We start from the raw sequence: 21697 nt of genomic DNA on the forward strand, positions 1-21697 counted from the left end.
GGCTGCCTTTGTTTGTTAGCTCTCGTCTCCGCCAAATTTAAATTTGTCCGATAGTTCTATCCTTGAGATCAAGCTATCTAGTGCGACACTATTATCATCTTCAACAGGCCTTTGTGCTATACGAACTACCCTATCAGAATAATGTCGCAATTTTTCCTCACACTTTTCATCTTTTAGATTTCGCTTGTGCTTATCTAAACAATCACCAAGGTTGGCTCTAAAATGACTACTCTTTGCCGCCAGCAAAAAACCTTCAATCAACGCGCACTCGAAGGACTCAAGGCGTTCCTGTTCAGGAACTATAGAGTACAAATAATCAATGGCTCTCTCTGGCGTTGAGCTTGGATTGATGAAGTCTCGATATAGCTCTGAGCTTGAATCCTTTGCTGTTATTAAAAATGTTAGAAGTGCCGGGTATATGTATGTATTTTCATTTGTAGAATGAATGACCAAATTGATACGAGCGATAAGTTGTTCTATTTCCCTTAGGGAATAACTTTTTGCCTTGGCTATAAGCTTAAAGACATTTTTCAAGTGATCATAATCATACTGGAATGCTCGGTATTTTTTCCTTTTTTCAAAGAACTGATCAAACCCAAATCTCTTGTAGAACTTATCAATAAATGCGTCTAGCTCTGAATTCGGTAATTCATATTCAATATCGATAAACCTTTTTAGGTAGCCTTTAGACTCAAAGTCATTACCATATATTGCTTTAACACTGTGTGATAATTGCTCTTTATCCATTGCCAGTATAAACACCAAGCCATCTACATCAAGTAAGTGTTTTATTCGTTCGAGAAGCTCAATAGCATAGGTTGGCCTACACCTATCTAGTTCGTCGACAAATATATATAGGTTTTCAGACTCACCAGTTTCACAAGCTAGTATTTTTTTTAGGTTTTCTTTGAACTCAACGATGGCGCTTTTGTTTTTAGAATATTCATCAATTAGGTCTTTTGATAACGATTCAGATAAATTTGCCGCTTCATCTCCTAATATTTTCTCAGCATCTATTACGCCTGCAGTACCTAGTTTCACTAGCGCTGGTATTCCCTTTTTAAGTATGTGGACCCCAGCCTTTTTTGCACTCTCCCATGCCTTGTTCTTTACTTTATCTCCATTTATTAACCGTTTGATCTCCTGATTGATTTCTCCGAGGAAAGCCAATAGTGGGTCGCTAGCAAAGTCTGTTTCCCAAGCGCTGAAAAACACTGACTTACAGTTATTTAGTTTCAGATCTGCATGTAGCATTTCTAGAAAGGTTGTTTTTCCATGGCCCCATGGAGCATTAACGGACATTACAATAGGTGACGTCATGTTTCTTAGAAGCAAAGATAGATTCTCAACATCACCGCTACGCGATAGACAGTCGTTTTCAAATGGTCTGGCGGGGTCTATGAGAACTTTTCGAGCTTTAAATTCCATCTAATAACTTCCTATGTAGCGTGAGTTAATACTTATTTCGGCGGAGAAGTCCTTATTTAAACACGGACTTTTCGGTCTTAGTAAAGATAATATCCAGAACACTACACCGCTGCTTTAGAACTTACAATAACTTATAGGTACAGCTGATAGTTATGCTGGCGACAAATACGGGTTAACCCGTCTGACCAAGTATTGGTAGTTCTTAGAAGCGCTCTGGCTGCATATCAATAAAGCTGCTAATGGTTAGCCGGCCCAGACGCGGGTTGGCGGATAAGCTGGTGTTTGGGGTAATAATGCCGCTGTGCAACGCATGGCGGCGGTAGATAATCAGCCGGTTAAAGATGCCTTGCTGCGCGCCAATTTGCTCAAATAATGCGGTATCGCCGCCAATATAACCATCGCTGGCTTTGGGCAGGTTGGGGCCGTCGTTTTCGGCTTCCAGCGCGCGGTAATACGCCATAGTGCGGCTGTCATCAATAGTTTCAAAACCGGTTTTACGGTGGCGGTAAAAGGCAGTACCGCCCTGATCACCCTGAAATAAGTAATGCACCGCCGCCAGCGCGTGTTTTTCAGTAGTGTCAAAATGCGGAATACGTTGCAGCAGTTTGAGTTGTGCCGGTGGTGTAGTTACCAGCGAAAAATGGCACACCGAAAAGCCCAGCGCCGTTGCCGGTAGGGCAAAGTAATCTATTAACGCAGCCTGCAGGTTTTGCAGCATAAACTGGCGATAGCTTTCAGGCGCTGCTGAGCGTACGCCCGGATAATAAGGCGAGTTGGCAACATATTGCTGGCCACAGGCGTATTCAACTAACGCTTCAGGCTGTGGTATAAAATTATCTACCACCAACAGCGGTGAGTGCTCTTTGCCTGTCGTCAGCCGGGTGATCTGCATCTGCGTTTATGCTCGGTCAGGTGCTATGTCAGGTTAGACGGGCAGTACTGGCGCAAAAAGTCCCGGTGCGACGGTAGGCGGTGTACGGCGCTGTTAATCGTTTCGCGGATCTGTTGTAAATGGCGGCTTAATTCGCCGCTGCCCAGGCCAGCCACCAACTGATGATAACTTTGCGGTTGTAACCGCTGACCCAGCATCACATGGCTCCAGGATTCGAGCCGGAACATCTCATCGCCGGTTTGAAAGGCGTGGGCACTTTCGCGGAATAACGCTATGCGGTGTGCCAGCGAATCCGGGATCGTCATTGTGCGGCAATAGTCCCAGAACGGACTGTCGGTACGTTCGGTCTGGTGGTAATGCAGAATAATAAAGTCGCGGATTTTTTCTACTTCAGTAATAGATTGCTGGTTATATTCATCGGTTAAGGCCGGTGTAACGCCGTTAAAAGGAAACAGCCGCAGTAAGCGGATAATGCCGCTCATAAACAGAAAAATACTGGTCGATTCCAGCGGTTCAATAAAACCACTGGATAAACCAATAGCAACACAGTTTTTATGCCACAGTTTTTTACGCCGGCCGGTTTGATAACTCAGTACGCGGGGCTCCATAATGGCCGGTGCTTCCAGGCCATCCAGTAAACGCTGTCTGGCTTTGTCGTCGGATAAATAATCGCTGGCATACACCAAACCATTGCCGACCCGGTGCTGCAGCGGTATTTTCCACTGCCAGCCGCTGTCATGGGCAATAGCCCGGGTATAAGGCGGTACAGTGGGGCCGGGCTCGGTTTGCACTACTACCGCTTTGTTGCACGGTAACCAGTGATCCCAGCGCTCGTAACCGGTTTTTAATGTTTGCTCAATTAACAAGGCGCGAAAGCCGGTGCAGTCGATAAACAAATCGCCGATTATTTCCTGGCCAGACTCCAGCACCAAAGCGCGGATATCGCCGTTCACATGCTGCTGCACCTGGGCAATTTTGCCTTCAATGCGCACCGCCCCTAAGTCTTCACTAAAGCGGCGTAAAAAACGGGCATACCGGCCGGCATCCAGATGGTAGGCATAGTTAATGGTAGATTGCTCAGTTTTAGCAAACTTATGCTGTTTGGCCGCCTGTAACTCGTAACAATAGTCGCCAAAAGGTGCGGCTATACCCTGGTTTAAACCGTGTAAATAGTAGTGCTGAAAATCGGTAAGAAAGCTGCCTTTGCCGGTTACGCCAAAAGGGTGGAAATAATGGTCGCCCTGCTGGCCCCAGTTTTCAAACGAAATGGCCAGTTTAAAGGTGGCATCGGTAGCCTGCATAAACTCCTGCTCGTTGATACCGAGCAAATTATGAAACAGCTGCACCGGTGGTACGGTAGATTCGCCCACGCCGACTGTGCCTATCTCTTCTGACTCTATCAGCACTACATCAATTAAGCCTTTTAACCGTTTTGACAGGGCGGCTGCAGCTACCCAACCGGCGGTGCCACCACCGGCTATCACTACTTTTTTAACTGTATTGCTTTGCATTGTCTGCTCCCTGTGATTTTTATAATATTTTTTAGCGATTTAACCGGTTTAGCAGCATGGCTCTGAGTTGGCGCGCCTGCATCTCATCCAGCTCGCCCAGTATACCGCGGGCGGCTTCAGGCAAATGTTGCCCGGCCTGTTTGGGGTCATCAAAGACATAGTAATTTAACAGCGCCTGCCAGGCGCGGCGTTCATGCTCGGGCTTATCGCGCAGGCACAGCAGGGCGTGGTACAACAGGTTCATACCCGAGCCGGTATAACGCGGGGCTGTGCTCCACCAGTAATTAATTAAAATATTAAATGTGCCCGGTGCCTCTACCTGATGCCACCACATGCTGGGTAAATACAGGGCATCACCGGGTTCTAACTCGGCTATCTGGCCGGCTGCTACGGCAGCGGGGAACTTAGGAAAACGCTGTAAATCCGGCTTGCTAAAATCGACCATACTGATGGCTTGGCCGCCCGGTGTCGGTTCCAGTGGCCCCGGATACAAATTGCTGACCTGCTCTGGCGGAAATAACGTAAAACGCCGCTTACCCAGCACACAGCAAGCCAGATTCTCTGAAGCATCATAATGACAGGCTGCCAGCGAGCGGTTGCCCAGCCAGATACTGACGCGGTCTGGCTCGGTGTCATAGCCCAGCTCGGCTTTGGGTAACTGCATATTGTGCTGGTCTGGCAGGGTAGGAAAATGGCTCTGCAGCAGGTTAGACGCAATGTAAACAGACGGTGGCTGTGTTTGCTCCTGCCAGGCCAGAATTTGCTGCAGTACCTCATCTACCCGCCCCATCCGGGTTTGGTAATTGAGTTTGCTGTCGCTGTCATCATAAAAATAGCGGCCATTCAGGCCGGGCTCGCCGTAATATACCTGAGTGGGTTTGCCGTTGTAGTGGCTGTTAAGGTAATCGGCCACCAGTGCCGGGTTTTGCTGCCCCAGTTGCACCATAGGCCAGTGTTTTACCAGGCCTTTTAGCACTACGGGCTGTTTGGCGTTGACGATTTCCGCCGGTAAAACACCGCTCTGGCAGGTGTCAATAATGCGGCTGCGGCCGGTAATATTCAGCATAGCGCCTTGCTCATAGCGGTTTATCGCTTACCGTGGCAGATGGCGCCTGGCTCAGATGATTTTTGCGCTCAATTAAGCTGCGGATATTACTCATTGAATTAACGATGGCATATGCCAGCTGTAAAAAACCGGCCTGATGCAGTTGCTCTAGCTGTGCGCCACGCAGCGCGGCCAGACTGGCAGCATTAATGCAGTAGTTGCCGGTTAAGCGGTATTTTTCGCCATTGTTAAGGCTGAACTCAATATTGACCGGCTCTATCAGCTCCAGTTCGCTAAAAGCAGCGAACATCGCCGGTGCTATAGCCAAGCCCTGATGAATCGCCTGCAACCGGGCCGAAATATGCTCCAGATAAGGGCTGTTGCCGCCTTGCGGTAAAAACAGTTGCTGGCCGTATTGCTCGCTGATTTTCGGGTGGTCCATATCAATATGCACTACCGGGTTGGGTGCGTCGTCCGGGTCATTGCCCTGGCGTTGAAAACCAATCAGAAACGGGCCTTTTTCAATACTGGCCGGAATATAACGTGCGTCCCAGCCAGACGGCTGCTGGTTATTCAGGTATAAATTTTCATCTGCAGCAAAGCCTAACAAGGCGATGGCCTGATACTGATTATCATCAGCGTCACGGCGCAGCAAAATGGGGTACTCTTTTTGCAGTTCGGTAAATTCGGTAGGAAACACCAGAGTGCTGGCAACGTTGTCGCCGTATTCTGCGCTAAAGCGGTGCAGTACGCGGGTATGCTGGTGGTTGATATTGTTTAACAGTGCATGTCGGGGCATTTTTACATCCTGTGTCTGCTGTTTAGCAATCACTCCCGTTGGTCAGGAAAGGCCGCTGCAATAGCGGCCTGGTTATTAATGTACAACCGATACCGGATTCCCGCCAGCGGTGCTGGCGGGATCAGCGGCTAGAAGTCGTAACGTACCCCAATCTGATAGCGTGGCCCCAGATCAGTTAAATACCACAGCATGGCTTCATTCCTGGCATGAGAACGGCTGTTTTCGCCGGTCAGGTTTAATGCTTCGGCAAATACAGTCAGTTGCTCGTTAATGTCGTAGCTGACATTCACATCGATTTGCCAGTAGGCTTCTTCATACCTGGGGTTATTTGAGCCACCTTTGTTTACTTCAGCCAGATATTTATCACGCCAGTTCCAGGCTATCCGCGCTTGCCAGCTGTCTTTTTCGTAAATACCAATCAGGTTGGCGGTGTCACTGAGGCCAACCAGAGCAAACTGCGATTCATTAGGGTTTGCCGTGTTATTAAAGCCAATATCGCCGCGCACTATGGTGTAGTTGGCTTGTACGCCAAAGCCGCTTTCACCAAAGAAATGCTGGATAGCAAATTCAGCACCATAAATTTTGGCTGCACGGTTGTTGTCTGGTGTATTGGTGCGGAAGATTACTTCAGGATCTTCATCGGTGGCACGTAAATCAAAGCCTGGGTTATTGGCGAGGAAATCCAGTTGTGCCGGTGTGCCGGTAAATTGCGGATTAGCGCCAAATTCGGCAATCATATCCGGATGGGTGCGGTACTCATTAAATACCATCATGGCGTACAGATAGGTATCGTCCAGCGGGAAGCCGGCATCCTGCACCGCCTGCGCTGCCGCTAAAGCACGCGGGCCAGCAGTTACGTCGCGAATGTCCAGCAGTGGCTGATCAACCTGGCGGCTACCGATAAAGTTAATGACGTTTTTCTGGAAGACACCGGCCGACATATAACTGAACGGGTTGTAGTACCATTCCAGCGACAGGTCGTAGTTACTTGATTCCAGCGGCAACAGCGCCGGGTTAGAGGCATCGGCAGTAGGCTGGGCACCTAACAGGGTAGAGCCACCGCCGCCGCCAAAGTTAGACGCCGATACACCAAGGCTGCCCAAACCGGCGCGGGCGATGGTTTTGCTGTACGAGAAGCGGCTGACAAGGTCATCTGTCAGGTTCAATGTAACGTCCAGGCTGGGTAGCAGGTAGTCGTAATCATTCTCGGCAAAGGCCGGCTCTGGTGGTACGGTTGAGTCTACGTAGGAGAAAATATCGTTGTTATCTTCCCACTGGAAATATACCCGGCTAACCAGCGAGCTGGATTCCGATTCGGTTTTCTCATAGCGCAAGCCGGTTAATATATCAAACGGCATACCACCGAGTTCACCGCCTAATGCCACCTGAAAGTATACGGCTTTGGTGTCTTCTTTGACGATATTGTCATACGACAGCGCACTTTCTACAGTAGTTGGAATGCCGGGATATAAATCCAGCGCGGCGGTGTACAGCGCGCGCGGATCGGCAATAAAACCATAGCCGCCAGACAGCGGGCTGTAGTCATCAAACTCGCCGGGTAAGTCGAACGGTTGAATTAAATCGCCAAACTCGCCGGGGTTGCCTACGTTCCAGTTACCCAGCGCGATATTGTTACCGGCGGTCTGGATAGAACGTGACTCCATGTTGCGCATTTCTACGCCAAAATCAAAGCGGCCATCGGCCAGTTCGTACATACCATCCAGTTTAAGCTGTTTAATTTTGCTTTCCTGGCTGGCGTTACGAATACGGGCAATCGATGAGCCGACATCACCGGCATCTACCACGCCATTGGCGTTGGCGCCTTTATCCGGCAAGGTGTCGTCATACACGTTCAGGTAAGTGGGTAAGTCTGCGCCCCAGAACCATTCACGCGAGGTAACAATAGGCGCGCCTAGACCCACGGCCAGTTCGCCGGAGTTACGTGGCCCGGTACCGCGGCTAAACATTTCCGAACTGTGCGCATCCAACATCAGAGTTAGTGCATCATTAACCTGATATTCCAGATTTAAACCGGCAGATTTCAGTGTATTGGTTTGTTCACGCCATTGCTGCTCATAGCCTTCATCTACGGCGCTGGCATAGGTTTCCTGAATATAAGACGGCGTTTTAACCGCATTATTGTCAAATTCTACTATCTGAGTGTTGCTGCCTGCCTGGATCCAGTTGGTAATTTCGCCACGGTGTTCAACCAGATTGTTTTCAGCAAAGGTATAGTCTGCCGTTGCGGTAAAGTTATCCACTGGCCTGAACTGTAGCGTAAGCTGAGCGTTATCACGTTTGCGCTGAGTATTGGAAAACGCATAGCGGATATCATTCGGCCGGGTATATAGCTGGCCTTGCTCTGGCGCATTGACTACGTCGGTGGCCTCGTTGTTCCACAGCCGGTCGGCATCGACGATATCGTCCCAGTAATCTACTTGCCAGTCGTTTACGGTGGCGCCGGTATAACCGGAATCACGCTGTTGGTGGCTGGCAGAAATGCTGACACCGAATTTGTCATTATCCAGCACATGACTGAAAATACCGGATATCTCCGGTGTTATATCATCTCCGCTGCGGTTGGTGGTGTCGTGTGCTGCTTTAACACCAACACTGGCTACGGTTTCGCCGGTGTCCAGCGGGCGGGCTGTTTTAACGTTAAGCGTGGCGCCAATACCGCCGGTAGCAATATTGGCTTTACCGGTTTTATATACTTCTACCGCGCGGATACTTTCCGACGCCAGATTTGAGAAATCAAAAGCCCGGGCGCTACCGCCGCGGGTGGTGCCGTCAGCACCTGAGCCTGCACCATAAGTGGTGGCAGAGGGCATGGTACGGCCGTTCAGGGTAACCATATTATTGTCGCCGCCAAAGCCGCGTACTGTTACTTCAGAGCCTTCACCATTGGTGCGGCTGATAGACACACCGGTAATACGCTGCAGTGACTCTGCCAGGTTGGTGTCGGGAAATTTACCGATATCTTCAGCAGAGATGGCATCTACCACACCCATTGAATTACGTTTAATATCAGCGGCTTCCTGCATGCTTGACCGTACGCCTTTCACTTGAATTACTTCAATGTCTGCCGGTGTGACAGCGTCGGTCTGCGGGGCTTGCTGTGCGTATAACGGCATACCAGCGGTACTGCCAAGCAGCAATGACATAGCTTTTGCCAATGCTGTCCGGCTAAATTTTTTCCTGTTTTCCATTTTGTCTACATCCCCTCGTGATTTGTTATAAGTCATTCAAATCAAACAATAGGGCAGTGACGCTGTTATTTACTTCAGGTGTCAGCAACTGCCAGCATGTTCATTTGTGCAGGCGCTGACCTAACGGCTTCCTGCACATCCATGCCGAATAGCCAACCCCCGACAATCATTGTAGTAATCTTGTCACTTCGGGGAAGTTGTCAAAATGCGTTACCTTCTTGCTTTTTTTATTATGTGCTGCAAATGCAAAGTAAAAACGCTGTGGCATGGCTGTGTTTTACTGCTTTGGCGGGTGATGCTTAAACCGGTGCCGATAATGCCGCACCGCTGCTTTTGGCCAGGGTAATAAAAGTTTGGATATGTTTATTCAGTTTTTCCTGCTTACGGTAACCGACATAAATATGTTTATGAATACCGCTGTTGCCTAAGCGGATCAGATGAATCGGCAGGCTGGTGGCATACTCCAGTGCCAGCCATTTTGGCATAGCAGCCACGCCGCGGTTAGCCGCCACCATTTGCAGAATAATGTCGGTGGCTTCCAGTGTTTTATGTAATTTGGGCATGCATTGCGCCGGTAGTAAAAACTGCTGAAAAATATCCAGCCGCGCCGTTTCTACCGGATAGGTTAGCAATACCTGGTCGCTTAGTTGTGCCGGCGCTACCTGGCTTAAACCACTCAGTTTGCTGTGCTGGCTTACCACCAATACCAGCTCGTACGGAAACACCGGTTCAAACACTATGCTTTCTTTGTTGATTGGGTCGGGTGTTATCAGTAAATCTATATCGTAGTTAAATAACGCCGCCATGCCACCAAACTGAAAGCGCTGCTTTACGTCGATATCTACCCCCGGCGATTGCGCCAAAAACGGCTGTACGACCTTGAGTAGCCACTGATAACAAGGGTGGCATTCCATACCAACACCCAGGCTACCTTTTTCATTATCGGCAAACTGGCGCAGCGTATCATCTATGCGCTCAAACTGCGGCAACAGCCGGTTGGCTTGTTCTAACAGGTAGTTACCGGCTTCGGTTAACCGGATATTACGGCCATCCTTTAGCCACAAATTGATATTGCCCTGCCGCTCCAGCTTTTTCATGGTGTGGCTTAATGCCGACTGGGTCAGATTCAGGCTGCTGGCTGCCGCTGTTAGTGAGCCCTGGCGGGCGATTTCGCGCAAAATACTTAGGTGAATTTTTTCAATCATGCTGCTACCTTGGTTACGATGTATGATTAATATTCATTTATAAGTAGAAATATACCATTTTTAATCATGTGTCTAATGCCTCACGTTTTATTAGTTTTTAAACTAAAGTTTTTGATTAATAAATGCTCAACATCAGCGCACTTTAACAGCTCAGCAGTGTTAGCTCGGGTGTCATTGATTGTGATTACAAACCCTGACCCAATTTCACTCAACACGGAGCCTCTGCTATGGCCACAAATTCACAGCATCCTTATCATCCGATCATCTATGTCCGCGGCTTTGCTGCTACTCAGGGCGAGATTGAGGAAACGGTCGCCGACCCTTATATGGGCTTTAATGTTGGTTCCACTAAGTCGCGCGTAGCCTGGACCGGTGATGTCAAACGCTTTTACTTCGAGTCACCATTGGTGCGCCTGATGAGTGATCACAAGTACGAGGATGTTTTTGTTGACGGTGATGATCTGGTGGCGGCCGAGCGCAATAATCACCCGGTGCCGTATCGCAGTATCATTATTTACCGCTACTACGACGAAGCCTCTAAAGATTTTGGCACCGGTGAAACGCCACCGATTGAGCACTTTGCCAAAGGGCTGGATCAACTTATCCTGCGCTTGCGGGATAAAGTGTGTGCCAATAAGGCAAACAATATGACAGCGGCAGACTTCCGCGTGCATTTGGTGGCGCATTCTATGGGCGGTTTGGTTTGCCGCGCCTTTTTGCAAAATACCAAACTAGGCTCGGCAACCGCGCGCTCGGCGGTAGATAAGGTTTTTACCTATGCCACGCCCCATAATGGTATTGATATGCGTATTGTACGCAACATACCTGGCTGGCTTTCATTCGGTGATGTTAACAACTTTAACCGCGAGAAGATGGCGGCATACCTTGATGTACCCAGAGACGATGACGTAAGCCTGGTAAAAAACTTCCCCCCTGAGCGCATCTTTAACCTTGTTGGCACCAACCCGCGTGACTACAACGTTGCTGGTGGTATTTCGGCTTGGGCGGCAGGTGACGCCAGTGACGGGCTGGTGCGTATTGAAAACGCCACCACCCACGGGCCGGGCTTTGATGGCAAGGATGTCGCCTCACCACGCGCTTTTGTGCACCGCAGCCATTCCGGGCACTATGGCATTGTAAACTCTGAAGAAGGGTATCAGAACCTCACCCGTTTCTTGTTTGGTACACTGCGTGTCGATGGCATCCTGGATGTTGACGATATCACTTTACCGATGGAGGTGCAGAAAGCCCTGAAAGATGGCAAAACGATACGCGCGTCATACCAGTTTGAAATTGCCGCCAGTGTGCGCGGTTGTCAGTGGCAAATAACCCGGCGCGAGGTGCGTGAAAACTCTGCCATTTTTCGCAGCTATGGTCAGCTTTTTCCCGGCAGGGACGGTACTGAACGCAAGCCGGACCGTGCGATGAGCCCACACCTGTTTTCCGTATTTCTCGATCCAAAAAAGAGTGTGAAAACGTCGAAATCTGTCAGTTTTGCCTTCGATTTAAAAGTGCTGGTGCCTGATTACGAAGTGGACGGTGTGCTGTTTATGAAACGGCATTATGAGGGCGGTTTTATCTTCCGTCAGTTAATTCTGGTTGAAGCTTTCCCTGATGAAAAGGCGCTGGGGGGCTGGCGGGTTAAATATGGTTATCAGGATATCAACCCCGGTAAACCCGGCGTAGACGCAGACGTGCGTTTGTTGAGCAAAGGCGATGCGAGCCAGGGTTTTGTGTTTAATATTCCGATAGAGCAGAAAACCCGCCCTGGCCTGCGGGGCGCATTACGCATAGAAGCCAGACCCTGGTCCTGAGTAGTGTTAATAAAACCAATACATGTTGCAATAGGGCTATCTGCCGACATATAAAATGCAATGGCGGTAAACTTTGCGTACAGCCCGCAGCACAGGTTTTTTTAGTATGAAATACGTTTTTCTTTTTAGCATAATGTTATCTGGCACCGCCTGGGCGGCTGACAGTATTTGCTATGGCACCACAGCAGATGGGCGCCTGGAGCATGGCGCAGCACTGCCTGGCAGCGGCGCTAATTTTGTTGCTTACAGTGAAATTGCCATGTTGGCGGGGCGTACCTATGTGCATTCAGAGGTAAAAGAAATAGTAACGGCTGCTTACCACTCTTTGGCGAAAGAGCGGCCGGACGCTGTGTATAAATATGCGGAAACCGGCTTTAAAGACGGCGGCCAGTTTAAGCCGCATAAAACCCATCGTAATGGCCTGTCGGTCGATTTTATGACACCGGTAAAAAATAAGCAGGGCGAATCAGTTCATTTACCAACCTACCCATGGAACAGATTTGGTTACGATATAGAATTTGATAACAATGGCCAGTATGGCGACTTTAGCATTGACTACGACGCGCTGGCGGCGCATATCGTGGCACTTGATAAAGCCGCTAAAGCCCGCGACCATACAATATGGCGGGTAATATTTGACCCGCAATTACAACCTGGCCTGTTTGAAACGCAGTATGGTGCTTATATAAAAGCTAACCTTGAGTTGTCGAAAAAGCGCTCCTGGGTAAGGCATGATGAACACTATCATGTTGATTTTATTGTGCCATGCGCTAAATAGTGGGCATGTATTTATCTTACTATCACGCTTTTAACGTTAAGCGGAGCCCATAGCCGATGAGCACAGAACTGCTTTGCGTGCTGGCTATGCTGCTGTCATATTATTTGGGCATACTTTGCCGGTCAGATTGACAACCCTATTCACCAGAGCAGGATAACTTAATTATGCCACAGCCCTTATCTTCTGCGGCCACAACCGTTAGCCTGCGAGAAGCATTTAGCTACTGGCTGAAACTGGGTTTTATCAGCTTTGGCGGCCCGGCGGGCCAGCTGGGTATGATGCATCAGGAGCTGGTAGAAAAACGCCGCTGGATCTCCGAAGCGCGGTTTTTACATGCGCTAAACTACTGCATGCTGCTGCCAGGGCCAGAGGCGCAGCAGTTGGCCACCTATATTGGCTGGTTATTACACGGTGCTAAAGGCGCTTTAATCGCTGGTTTGTTGTTTATTTTGCCGTCGTTTTTTATCTTAAGCCTGCTGGCCTGGTTGTATCTGGCGCATGGCGAGATGTCGCTGGTGCAGGGCTTGTTGTATGGCGTAAAACCGGCGGTTACCGCCATAGTGCTGTTTGCCGCCTGGCGTATCGGTAAAAAAACCTTACATACTACTGCGCTTAAACTGCTGGCGCTGGCGGCATTGATTGCTATAGCGCTATTTAAGCTGCCGTTTCCGTATATCGTGGTTGCTGCTGCGCTTATTGGTCTGCTGCTGATGCGCTGGTGGCCGGCGCAGCTTACAGTACCACCGGCAACGCATGGCAGCGTTAAAGCCGGTGCTGCGGTAATCAACGACAATACCGTATTACCAAAGTGGCAGTTATTTAGCTGGCGCAAATTTGTGTTGGGTATTGCTCTGGGGCTGGGGATCTGGGCTGTATCACTTGGCGTGCTGGTTGCGCTGTATGGCTGGCATAGCCCGCAAGTGCAACTGGGCTGGTTTTTTACCAAGGCAGCGCTGCTAACCTTTGGTGGTGCTTATGCGGTATTACCCTATGTGTATCAGGGCGCGGTAGAGCACTACAGCTGGCTGACTGCACTGCAAATGATAGACGCGCTGGCGCTGGGCGAAAGCACCCCAGGGCCGCTGATTATGGTGGTGGCCTTTGTCGGCTTTATTGCCGGCTGGGCAGAGCAGCTGTTCGGGCCAAACATGCTGCCACTGGCCGGTATACTGGCAGCTGCCATTGTCACCTTCTTTACCTTTTTGCCGTCATTCCTGTTTATTTTAGTCGGCGCACCGCTGGTAGAAAGCAGCCGTAAGCAAGCCGCCTTTACTGCGCCACTTACCGCCATTACGGCGGCTGTAGTGGGGGTTATTGTTAATCTGGCGTTGTTTTTTGGCTACCATGTGCTGCTGCCGCAGGGGTTGGGTGGCAGTATCGACTGGCTGGCTTTACTGCTGGGTATCGCCGCCGGCATCGCTTTATTTCGCTATAACCAGGGCATAATGCGGGTGCTGGCATGTTCGGCCGTGGCGGGTATCATCATTCAGCTACTGCTGTAGTTTTTTGCATCATAACATCGGCAATTTACTGTTGGCTAAATCGGTTACCAGCATATGGTCCGGCCTGTGAGTTGTGCAAAAATCTACTTTAACGTAGGTACCCTTACTGATGACGGGCCATAAAATCGCGTATGGCTTGCACAAAGGTTTTTGATGCTGGCTCGCGCCCGAGCAATAAATGGCCATTGCTTTCCAGGCCAACAAATTCGGCATTAGGAATAGCTGCAGCAATATCGCGGCCTACGCTTATTGGTATGCGCTGGTCGCCCATGGCATGAATCACTAAAGTGGGTACTTTTACCTGCGCCAGGCGGTGGCGTACGTCGATGTCGGCAAACACCGATAAAAATCTTACTGCGTTTTCGGCTGAGGTGGTTAAGCGCTGAAAATCATTAAACCAGTTGAACTCCGCTTCGTTGGCATCCGGCATAAAGGTAGAGGAAAATATCTGCCGGTATGCCGGATTATCTGTACCCCAGCCTACGGCTGTTAATGTCATCACCGCTTCGCGCTCTTTGGTTAAGGCCTCCGTGGCACCAATACGCCAGCCGGCGGCGTAACCACCAAACAGAATAAGATGTGACACTTTTTCCGGATAACGAATAGCATACTCGATAGATACCGCCGCGCCTTGTGATATACCCAGCAGCGCAAATTTATCCAGCTTGTTAGCGTCTACCACGGTCTCCAGATCGGTTACAAAGGCGCTGAAGGAAATATCCGCCACGTCCCAGTCTGATAAACCATTGCCGCGCTCATCGTAGCGGACAAAATGATGATCTGCTGCTAAATCGCGGAACAGTGGGCTCCAGATTGGCGCATTCCAATCATGTTCTAAATGACTAAGCCAATTAGCAGCTTTGACAATGGTAGGGCCTTTGCCTACAGACGCATAAGCAATACGGACACCATCATGCGCGGTACAAAATTGTACTTTTTGTCGCGCGAGCAACTCGCGGCTGGCGGGTGGCTCTATGGTATGCCAGTTATCCGGGCTGCTCAGCGTGGTGTGCGAGGCTAAACGGGCTTGCAACTTGCCGGTGAGTTGCTGTAGCTCATTACGCTCTGCCGTTAACCAATCTTGAAACAGGCTCTGATCGGGTAAATCCAGCCCCTGTAAAAAAGGCTGCTGGCTTTGTTGTAGCAGGCTTTCCAGTTCGGCAATGGATAAATCGTTGCGCTGGCTGTCGGCTTTTAGCTGGTGCAGGTCGATACTGATATCGCTACTCACCAGCGATACCCGCTCGCGGTCTGCCTGCAGCCGTTCTGTGTCAGCGTCATTCACCAGTGGCCGGATCTTACTTAGTGACCAGCGTAATGCGCCTTTAGGGTCATCCGGTACTTCCCAGAATACTTCACATAATCTGTCGCGGCGGTGTGGCCGGGCAGTAAATGCCAGATACGCCAGCAGGGCGCGGCTACGTTTCGACGCCGGCAGCCGAACAAGCAGGTTATTGTGGAAAACCTGTAGTTCACCCAGCATTCTTATCGAAATTTGCACAACACGTTACCTGACAGTTATTAATTTAATATTGCGTAATCTTATGCGGTCTATTCTTTTAGAACATAGCCATTGCAAGACTATATTGCTAAGTAAACCAGCCCATGTGCCGCAGGGTGTTGTGACATGCTGCTATTTTAGGCAATTTGTTACATTAGGTTCTTTTAAAATACTTATGCATTTATACGGCATAAGTATTTATTTCAGTTTTAATGTGCAAATTGTGCAACGGGAATGCTTTAAAATCAACAACTCAAGTTGAAACTGCATTAACAACTCTGAAATACCACGCCTTAACGCCGGAAATACCACGCTTATGACCACGCTGGCTACCACGGTAGCTGGTTAGGCTGTCTGCTGGTTTAATTTTTGTTAGGGAAGAACTTTGTTATGTTAACCATAAAAACACCACTGTTGGCGTTGGTATTGCTGACAACCTTAACCGCTTGCGGTGGCAGTGACTCAGCAGTCGAAGAGCCGGTTGTTGTTGAATTTGATATCGAAATGTCTGATTTTTCAATGGATTTTGATACCAACCAAGCTTTTGCACTTAATCACCGGATCCCGGTTTCATTTACCATTCGCGGCACTGACGCCAGCATAACGGAAGTGACAAATATTCCGGTTAGTTTTAGTTTTGTCGAGAAAAACCCGGCCAACCCGGCGGCACCGATCGTATGTAGCTCTAATGCTATTGATGTAGAGTTACCGGCTGGCGGTGAGCCGGTTGTGGTAGCAAACGAGTTTATCTGGCCTGTCAGCGAATGCCAAATCCTGGCCGAAGCCGGACGCGAAGTAGAACTGCAAGTTGGTTTTTTTCGCGATGAAGAAGAGCTTAAAGGTAACGTAACAGCCACCTTACCAACTCTGACATTGCGCGAAGGTGGCACAGATGTAGAGTATGAATTAACCACTGAATCATCCGTAGCCTTGCTGGCTATCACCGAAGCAGGCGAATCTGCCACGCCGGTATTGTCGGTACAATCCGGTTTTGTGTTCAATGGTGCCGATCCTTATTTTTCTAAAATTGATGCGTCTGAAATTCCGGAAGATTTACAAGTGGTAGACGCTGAAACCGGCCTGAGCATCCAGCAGGAGTTAACCTATGGCATGACCGAAGCGCAATTAGACCAATTAGGCAAATTGCCGGCGTCTGTTACGCTGACTTATGTATTAATTCCTGAAAGTGCACCGGGTATCATCTTGCCGTTAATGATTGGTCAGGAAGATGACAGCACAGTAGCATCTTACAGTTTTAATGAAATTCAACCGGGCATTGCTGATGAGGTTACCCATGACCTGTATCTGGAAGGCGCGGATCTCGCTGCAGTACAAGACGGAGATCTGGCAAACGAAACGCACTTTATTTTGCGGGGCTGTGTGGTAACCAGCTTCTCTCAGAATGGTAACGATGGCGATCTTACTAACGACTGTAAAGATGTGGACATTAACTTAGAGCGTGAAAGTGCGACCGCCGTTACTGCGGCGAGTAATACGGCCTTTAAAAAGAACCAAAAGCGCAACGCCGGTAACTCCCGCATTGCCATTGAATCTGAAATGGATGTCGACAACACCCTAAGCCGCAACGGTATTTTAAGCCGTGCCACCGGCGAAGTGGCACTACGCGGCAATATTGGCAAAAGCTTTGATTTTACAATTGCTGAAGCCATAGCTGAAGCCATAGTAACGAAAGATAAATCGTCCTATTTTCATCAAATTAAAGCCTTCAACAAAGTGGTAGCCGGCGATACCAAAGAAGGCAAAGAACACCTGAAACTGAAGAATGAATTCAAGCAGGACAAAGCGCAGGAAGTTGCCGGTTTAGGTTTTGGTTTTGGCCCGGTGCGGCTGGGTTTTAAAATCAGCGCTGGCGGCCGTGTGGGTATTGATGTTGACGATGACATGGACCTGCTTACTGACCTGCCAGAGTGCCAACTATTGCTGGTATCTGCAGAAGCGGTTAACACTTGCGGTTACTTAACCCGTACCGTGGCGCCAAACTTCAGTTTTACCGGCCGTATCTTCGGTGGTCTGGATTTACGCATCGTTAAAGCCGGTGTTGATGCCAACTTACGCTTCCTGGAAAATAAGTTCCCATTAACGGGGGTATTAAGTTTTGGCTTGACGGATGACGACCGTATTTTAGTACGCGGTGATGTTACGCTGGATCATACTCTGCAGACCATCAGCGGCAAAGTTAAGCTGGTTGGTACCATTAAAGTGTTCCGTTTCCGCCGCAGTAAATCCGTTACGCTGGTCAGTTTCTCGTCTAAACCTGTTACGCAGAACCTGTTAACACGCAGTACCGGAGGCACGCTGGAATTACTGTAGTACCGGCGTGGGCGTTATACAGGAGAGACTTGAATATGACAGGTTTGAAGATTAAAACAGTATCGTTGTTAGCCGCCGCTGCTGCTGTTGTTGCGGCGGTAATAGCGTTCAACCCCTGGCGGGGCTCCGGCTCCGCGCAGGCAGAGCTTGCAGCAGAAGCATCGCAGGCGGCAAGTTGCCGCCTGAGTGCAGGCCAAACTGCGGCGTTCCGCTTTAGCTCAACGGTTACCGCAGAGGGGCAAAGCGATACCTTTGAGGGTGTGATGAGCTGGCAGGTTGAAGCGCTTAATGCCGGTGTTGCGCGGGTGCGGGCAAGCTTCAGCAAGGTTAACCTTAGCCAGGATATGACCTTAGCGGCAGAGCGCGCAGAATCACCGCAAGGCTTGCCGTTTTTTCTGCAAGTGGACAGCAACTGCGCCATTAGCGGTACTGCCTTTGCACCGCAATGGCAGCCGAAAAGCCGCTTGTTGGTGGCCACCCAACTGGATAATTTCACCTTTTTGCTGCCGCAAGCAGGTGCAACGCAATGGCAGAGTGCTGCGTTAGACGGGCTGGGCGATTACACCGCGAACTTTAGTGTGCTTAACCAGGCACCACTGCAAATTCAGCGGCAAAAAACAGATCATCTGATACGTGGTGCCGCCGACAGTTTTGGTATTAAGATCTCGGTGCAGAAATCGCAAGCCACTGCCATGTTTAACCCGGCACAACCACTGTGGTGGCAAGCTATCAGCGGTGAAGAAATAATGAGCTTGCAGGTTGCTGGTCAGCCGGAAGTGATTATGCAGCAACGCTTTTCATTGCAACGCGATGATCAACTGTTTGCTGCCATTCCACAAACCGATTGGGCGTTGGCTGAAAAATCTGTCCCTTATGATTTAGCACCGGAATTTGACGAGTTTATAACGCAGCAGCAAAGTTACACGGAAACTTATACTGCCTTTGTCAGTGCGATCACAGACTCGCCGCCACGTTATTTTGATGCCGCACTGGAAATGGCCGCCTGGTTGAAGAAACACCCGGAAGATGTCGACTTGTTAGTGGCAGAGCTGCGCGGACAGATGACTGATGATGCCCGGCCGACGGCTTTTTTAGCCTTGCAGTTATCCGGCCTGAATAACGCCCGCGAAGCGCTGTCAGATATGGTGTTTGACACTACGATGAGCCAGGGCGATCAATCCCGAGCCGCTTCCGCACTGGCCGACGTTGGCACGCCAAGCCAGGACGTCGCCGAGCTGTTGCTGTCACGCTCTATGATCAAAGATCTTGCCGGCAATGCCAGCTTGTTGGGCGCAGGCAGTATGGTTGCCCGATCAGAAGACCCGGTTTTACGCCAGTACATTATGCAATCGCTGCAACAACAGCTTGTCGGCGCCGCCGACCAAAGTGAACGGCTAATCTTAATTGACAGCATGGGTAATACCGGTGATGCTGCCTTTGTCGATGTATTAAGCACGGAGCTTAGCGCGCAGTCGACTGCAACCCGTCGCCGGGCTGCTGATGCCATATCACGCTTACCGGCGGAGCAGGCCCGACCTGCGTTGTTGGATGCGCTGGTGCTGGAAAGCGATCCGCAGGTGAGCACTGCATTGATCGATGCATTAAAACATGCCGGTGCTACCTCGCCGGAGCTGGTGGATGTGCTGGAAAAACGCATCAACTCGTCAGATGCCAACCAACGTGCCGCTACCATCGATTTACTGGGCAGCCAACAAACTGAAAGGGCACAGCAACTGCTAATCGCGCAATATAAACGCGAAACCGATGCTCAGCTTAAAATGCAGATTGGCCGCTATGTGCCGGCCAGGGCGCTAAGATGAAACCATCATCAGCGTTTTTGTGCGCAGTTATTGCAGCCGCTATTGCCGGCTGCAATAGCGAACACGCCAGTGAGCCAGTGCTGTGGACACCGCTGGCGTCGGTCTCGGTAGATAGCGGGCCGGGTAGCACTTCTGCCGTAGCAGTACCGTTGGATAACTTGCGCCGCGCCCTTCGGGTCAGCGCTCAACCGCAAGGCTGCTTGCAGGTATCTTCTGCTATTAGTGTTACCGGTGAGGAGCTGATTGCCGACCCGGCAGCATCTGATGCCGATATCTGGCGCACCACTAAATTGCATCAAGCCGGTTTATTGGTGTTAGAAGGCGTAGCCGCAGAGCTGAGCCATATTAGCTTTGCAGCTGTGCCGTGCGATACAGCTGCTACCGGTATGCTGCCAACCAGCGTTAGGGTTGAATCACGTTTATCCGAACTGCCCACTAATCCGGGGCTTAAACTACGGCTGGTGTTGAGCCAGGCGATAAGCGCTGAGTTAGATGCGGAATTATTGGCACAACTGATCGGTTTTGAATTGCAGCTGGACATGGCCATCACAGGTGTAGAGGTTATTGCCGATACCGATCTGATTATGCAAAGTCAGGCTGATTTCTCACCGTTAGCCGCTATATTGGCTTTGTTGCCAACGAAAGCGCAAGACACTATTGATCTGGTTATCGGGCCCTGTCTGTTGCAACAAACATCGTTTGGCTTGCAACAGTTGGCCGGCTTTACACCGCGAATTCCGGGTGGCGCAGGGCCCGCCGATGGTGTTTTTGTTGCCCGGACCAGTTGTGGTTTTGCCGGGGCACCACCCGGCACTGTTAACGAAATAGCGCGCTTAGCGGCCCACGAAATCGGCCATTATCTCGGGTTGGCGCATCCGGAAGAACTTGATGGCAGCAAAGATGACTTAGCCAGCACAAGTACTCACAATTTAATGCACCGCGTTCCGTTAGCCGCCACGGCCACCGGGCTCACCTCAGAGCAGCGCTCACGGATACTGGCACACCCTTTTGTGACAGAGTTGTAGTTTGCTTTAGTTAAAACACCGACAATTTACTGTTAGTTAAGTCGGTGACCAGCATATGGCCCGGGCTGTGGGTAATACAAAAATCCACTTTGGCATTGGCTATCGCCACCTGGGGGGTAACACCGCAGGCCCAGAATACCGGCACTTCGCCGGGCTTTATTGTTACCGCATCGCCAAAGTCCGGCTTATTGATATCAGTAATGCCAATGGCGGCCGGGTCGCCAAAATGCACCGGCGCGCCGTGTACCTGCGGAAAGCGCGAACAAATTTGTATTGCCCGTATCGCATCGGCCGGTTTCATTGGCCGCATACTCACCACCATACCGCCGTGGAATACTCCGGCTGGCGTGCAGGCGATAGTAGTGCGGTACATCGGCACGTTTACTTTCTCTGTGATATTACGGATTTCCAGGCCATCAGCCAATAACGACTCTTCAAACGAGAACGAGCAGCCAATTAAAAAGGTGACTAAATCATCACGCCACACATCACGCACATCGGTTACTTCATCTGTGAGCTGGCCGTTGCGGAAAATGCGGTACTTTGGCAGATCAGTGCGGATATCCAGATCCTGTGCCAAAGAGGGCATATCAATAGCGGCAGGTGTTGCCGCCATGCCCAGCAACGGGCAGGGCTTGGGGTTAAAGTGGCAAAACTGCAGAAAATCGGCGGCGTACTGTTTGGGTAATATCGCCATATTGGCCTGAACAAAACCCGGCGCAAAACCAGAGGTATTGCCGCTAAAGGCACCACTGCGACACTGCAGGCGTAACTGGTAAGGGGTTAGAGCTGTCATACGAATGTCCTTTGGCGAAATACCGCTGTTATATTGCGCAG

General features: G+C 50.0%; 15 protein-coding genes. 6 read left to right on the forward strand and 9 right to left on the reverse strand.

From position 1 onward, the window contains the following. Window positions 1-15: 15 nt before the first annotated feature. The 7 genes from AR688_RS00845 to AR688_RS00875 form a co-directional block, all read right to left on the reverse strand. On the reverse strand, window positions 16-1428 hold the full coding sequence (locus AR688_RS00845; RefSeq protein ID WP_068227868.1) for a KAP family P-loop NTPase fold protein: 1413 nt from the start codon (window positions 1426-1428) through the stop codon (window positions 16-18). 202 nt (window positions 1429-1630) lie between these two features. Continuing rightward, complete coding sequence (locus AR688_RS00850; RefSeq protein ID WP_068227870.1) at window positions 1631-2320, reverse strand: DUF6445 family protein; 690 nt, start codon at window positions 2318-2320, stop codon at window positions 1631-1633. A gap of 23 nt (window positions 2321-2343) precedes the next feature. Then, on the reverse strand, window positions 2344-3831 hold the full coding sequence (locus AR688_RS00855; RefSeq protein WP_068227872.1) for a tryptophan halogenase family protein: 1488 nt from the start codon (window positions 3829-3831) through the stop codon (window positions 2344-2346). A 31-nt stretch (window positions 3832-3862) separates the two neighbouring features. Next, the gene (locus tag AR688_RS00860; RefSeq protein WP_068227874.1) at window positions 3863-4897 is read right to left on the reverse strand and encodes a cupin-like domain-containing protein; all 1035 of its coding nucleotides are present in this window, start codon (window positions 4895-4897) and stop codon (window positions 3863-3865) included. 10 nt (window positions 4898-4907) lie between these two features. Further along, window positions 4908-5675 carry a SapC family protein gene (locus AR688_RS00865; protein WP_068231001.1) on the reverse strand — a complete coding sequence of 256 codons (768 nt, stop codon included), beginning with the start codon at window positions 5673-5675 and terminating at the stop codon, window positions 4908-4910. 128 nt (window positions 5676-5803) lie between these two features. Continuing rightward, window positions 5804-8884, reverse strand: coding sequence for a TonB-dependent receptor (locus AR688_RS00870; protein WP_068227877.1), 3081 nt, complete (start codon window positions 8882-8884; stop codon window positions 5804-5806). A 299-nt stretch (window positions 8885-9183) separates the two neighbouring features. After that, a complete protein-coding gene (locus AR688_RS00875) occupies window positions 9184-10089 on the reverse strand; it encodes a LysR family transcriptional regulator (RefSeq protein ID WP_068227879.1) in 906 nt (301 codons plus the stop codon). A gap of 227 nt (window positions 10090-10316) precedes the next feature. Here AR688_RS00875 and AR688_RS00880 point away from each other — a divergent pair, with 227 nt between their 5' ends. The 3 genes from AR688_RS00880 to chrA all read left to right on the forward strand — a co-directional run bounded on the left by AR688_RS00880 (window position 10317) and on the right by chrA (window position 14183). After that, a complete protein-coding gene (locus tag AR688_RS00880; RefSeq protein WP_068227881.1) occupies window positions 10317-11903 on the forward strand; it encodes a PGAP1-like alpha/beta domain-containing protein in 1587 nt (528 codons plus the stop codon). 106 nt (window positions 11904-12009) lie between these two features. Continuing rightward, window positions 12010-12681 (forward strand): penicillin-insensitive murein endopeptidase, encoded by a 672-nt coding sequence (locus AR688_RS00885; RefSeq protein ID WP_068227883.1) that lies wholly within the window; start codon window positions 12010-12012, stop codon window positions 12679-12681. 164 nt (window positions 12682-12845) lie between these two features. After that, window positions 12846-14183, forward strand: a complete 1338-nt coding sequence (chrA, locus tag AR688_RS00890) for a chromate efflux transporter (RefSeq protein WP_068227885.1) — start codon at window positions 12846-12848, stop codon at window positions 14181-14183. Between the two features lie 103 nt (window positions 14184-14286). Here chrA and AR688_RS00895 read toward each other — a convergent pair whose 3' ends face one another. Continuing rightward, a complete protein-coding gene (locus tag AR688_RS00895; protein WP_197412075.1) occupies window positions 14287-15684 on the reverse strand; it encodes an alpha/beta hydrolase in 1398 nt (465 codons plus the stop codon). Window positions 15685-16074: 390 nt separating this feature from the next. Between AR688_RS00895 and AR688_RS00900 the strand changes: the two genes are divergently transcribed. From AR688_RS00900 to AR688_RS00910, 3 genes are read left to right on the forward strand one after another with little or no spacing between them, the layout of a single operon-like run. Then, window positions 16075-18015: a hypothetical protein gene (locus AR688_RS00900; RefSeq protein ID WP_068227890.1), complete on the forward strand. Its 1941-nt coding sequence runs from the start codon at window positions 16075-16077 to the stop codon at window positions 18013-18015. A 35-nt stretch (window positions 18016-18050) separates the two neighbouring features. After that, entirely contained in the window at window positions 18051-19835 is a 1785-nt protein-coding gene (locus tag AR688_RS00905; RefSeq protein ID WP_068227893.1) for a HEAT repeat domain-containing protein, read from the forward strand. Then, complete coding sequence (locus AR688_RS00910) at window positions 19832-20860, forward strand: hypothetical protein (protein WP_068227896.1); 1029 nt, start codon at window positions 19832-19834, stop codon at window positions 20858-20860. Before AR688_RS00905 ends, AR688_RS00910 begins: the two co-directional genes overlap by 4 nt. A gap of 10 nt (window positions 20861-20870) precedes the next feature. Here AR688_RS00910 and AR688_RS00915 read toward each other — a convergent pair whose 3' ends face one another. Continuing rightward, window positions 20871-21656 (reverse strand): putative hydro-lyase, encoded by a 786-nt coding sequence (locus AR688_RS00915; protein ID WP_068227898.1) that lies wholly within the window; start codon window positions 21654-21656, stop codon window positions 20871-20873. Between the last annotated feature and the right edge of the window lie 41 nt (window positions 21657-21697).

The sequence above is a fragment of the Rheinheimera sp. EpRS3 genome, assembly GCF_001513785.1.
Taxonomy (GTDB): Bacteria; Pseudomonadota; Gammaproteobacteria; order Enterobacterales; family Alteromonadaceae; genus Alishewanella.

Bases quoted from the DNA above. Each gene is read 5' to 3' on its own strand.
- AR688_RS00845 (WP_068227868.1), bottom strand. From the start codon at position 1,428: ATGGAATTTAAAGCTCGAAAAGTTCTCATAGACCCCGCCAGACCATTT.
- AR688_RS00850 (WP_068227870.1), bottom strand. From the start codon at position 2,320: ATGCAGATCACCCGGCTGACGACAGGCAAAGAGCACTCACCGCTGTTG.
- AR688_RS00855 (WP_068227872.1), bottom strand. From the start codon at position 3,831: ATGCAAAGCAATACAGTTAAAAAAGTAGTGATAGCCGGTGGTGGCACC.
- AR688_RS00860 (WP_068227874.1), bottom strand. From the start codon at position 4,897: ATGCTGAATATTACCGGCCGCAGCCGCATTATTGACACCTGCCAGAGC.
- AR688_RS00865 (WP_068231001.1), bottom strand. From the start codon at position 5,675: ATGCCCCGACATGCACTGTTAAACAATATCAACCACCAGCATACCCGC.
- AR688_RS00870 (WP_068227877.1), bottom strand. From the start codon at position 8,884: ATGGAAAACAGGAAAAAATTTAGCCGGACAGCATTGGCAAAAGCTATG.
- AR688_RS00875 (WP_068227879.1), bottom strand. From the start codon at position 10,089: ATGATTGAAAAAATTCACCTAAGTATTTTGCGCGAAATCGCCCGCCAG.
- AR688_RS00880 (WP_068227881.1), top strand. From the start codon at position 10,317: ATGGCCACAAATTCACAGCATCCTTATCATCCGATCATCTATGTCCGC.
- AR688_RS00885 (WP_068227883.1), top strand. From the start codon at position 12,010: ATGAAATACGTTTTTCTTTTTAGCATAATGTTATCTGGCACCGCCTGG.
- chrA (WP_068227885.1), top strand. From the start codon at position 12,846: ATGCCACAGCCCTTATCTTCTGCGGCCACAACCGTTAGCCTGCGAGAA.
- AR688_RS00900 (WP_068227890.1), top strand. From the start codon at position 16,075: ATGTTAACCATAAAAACACCACTGTTGGCGTTGGTATTGCTGACAACC.
- AR688_RS00905 (WP_068227893.1), top strand. From the start codon at position 18,051: ATGACAGGTTTGAAGATTAAAACAGTATCGTTGTTAGCCGCCGCTGCT.
- AR688_RS00910 (WP_068227896.1), top strand. From the start codon at position 19,832: ATGAAACCATCATCAGCGTTTTTGTGCGCAGTTATTGCAGCCGCTATT.
- AR688_RS00915 (WP_068227898.1), bottom strand. From the start codon at position 21,656: ATGACAGCTCTAACCCCTTACCAGTTACGCCTGCAGTGTCGCAGTGGT.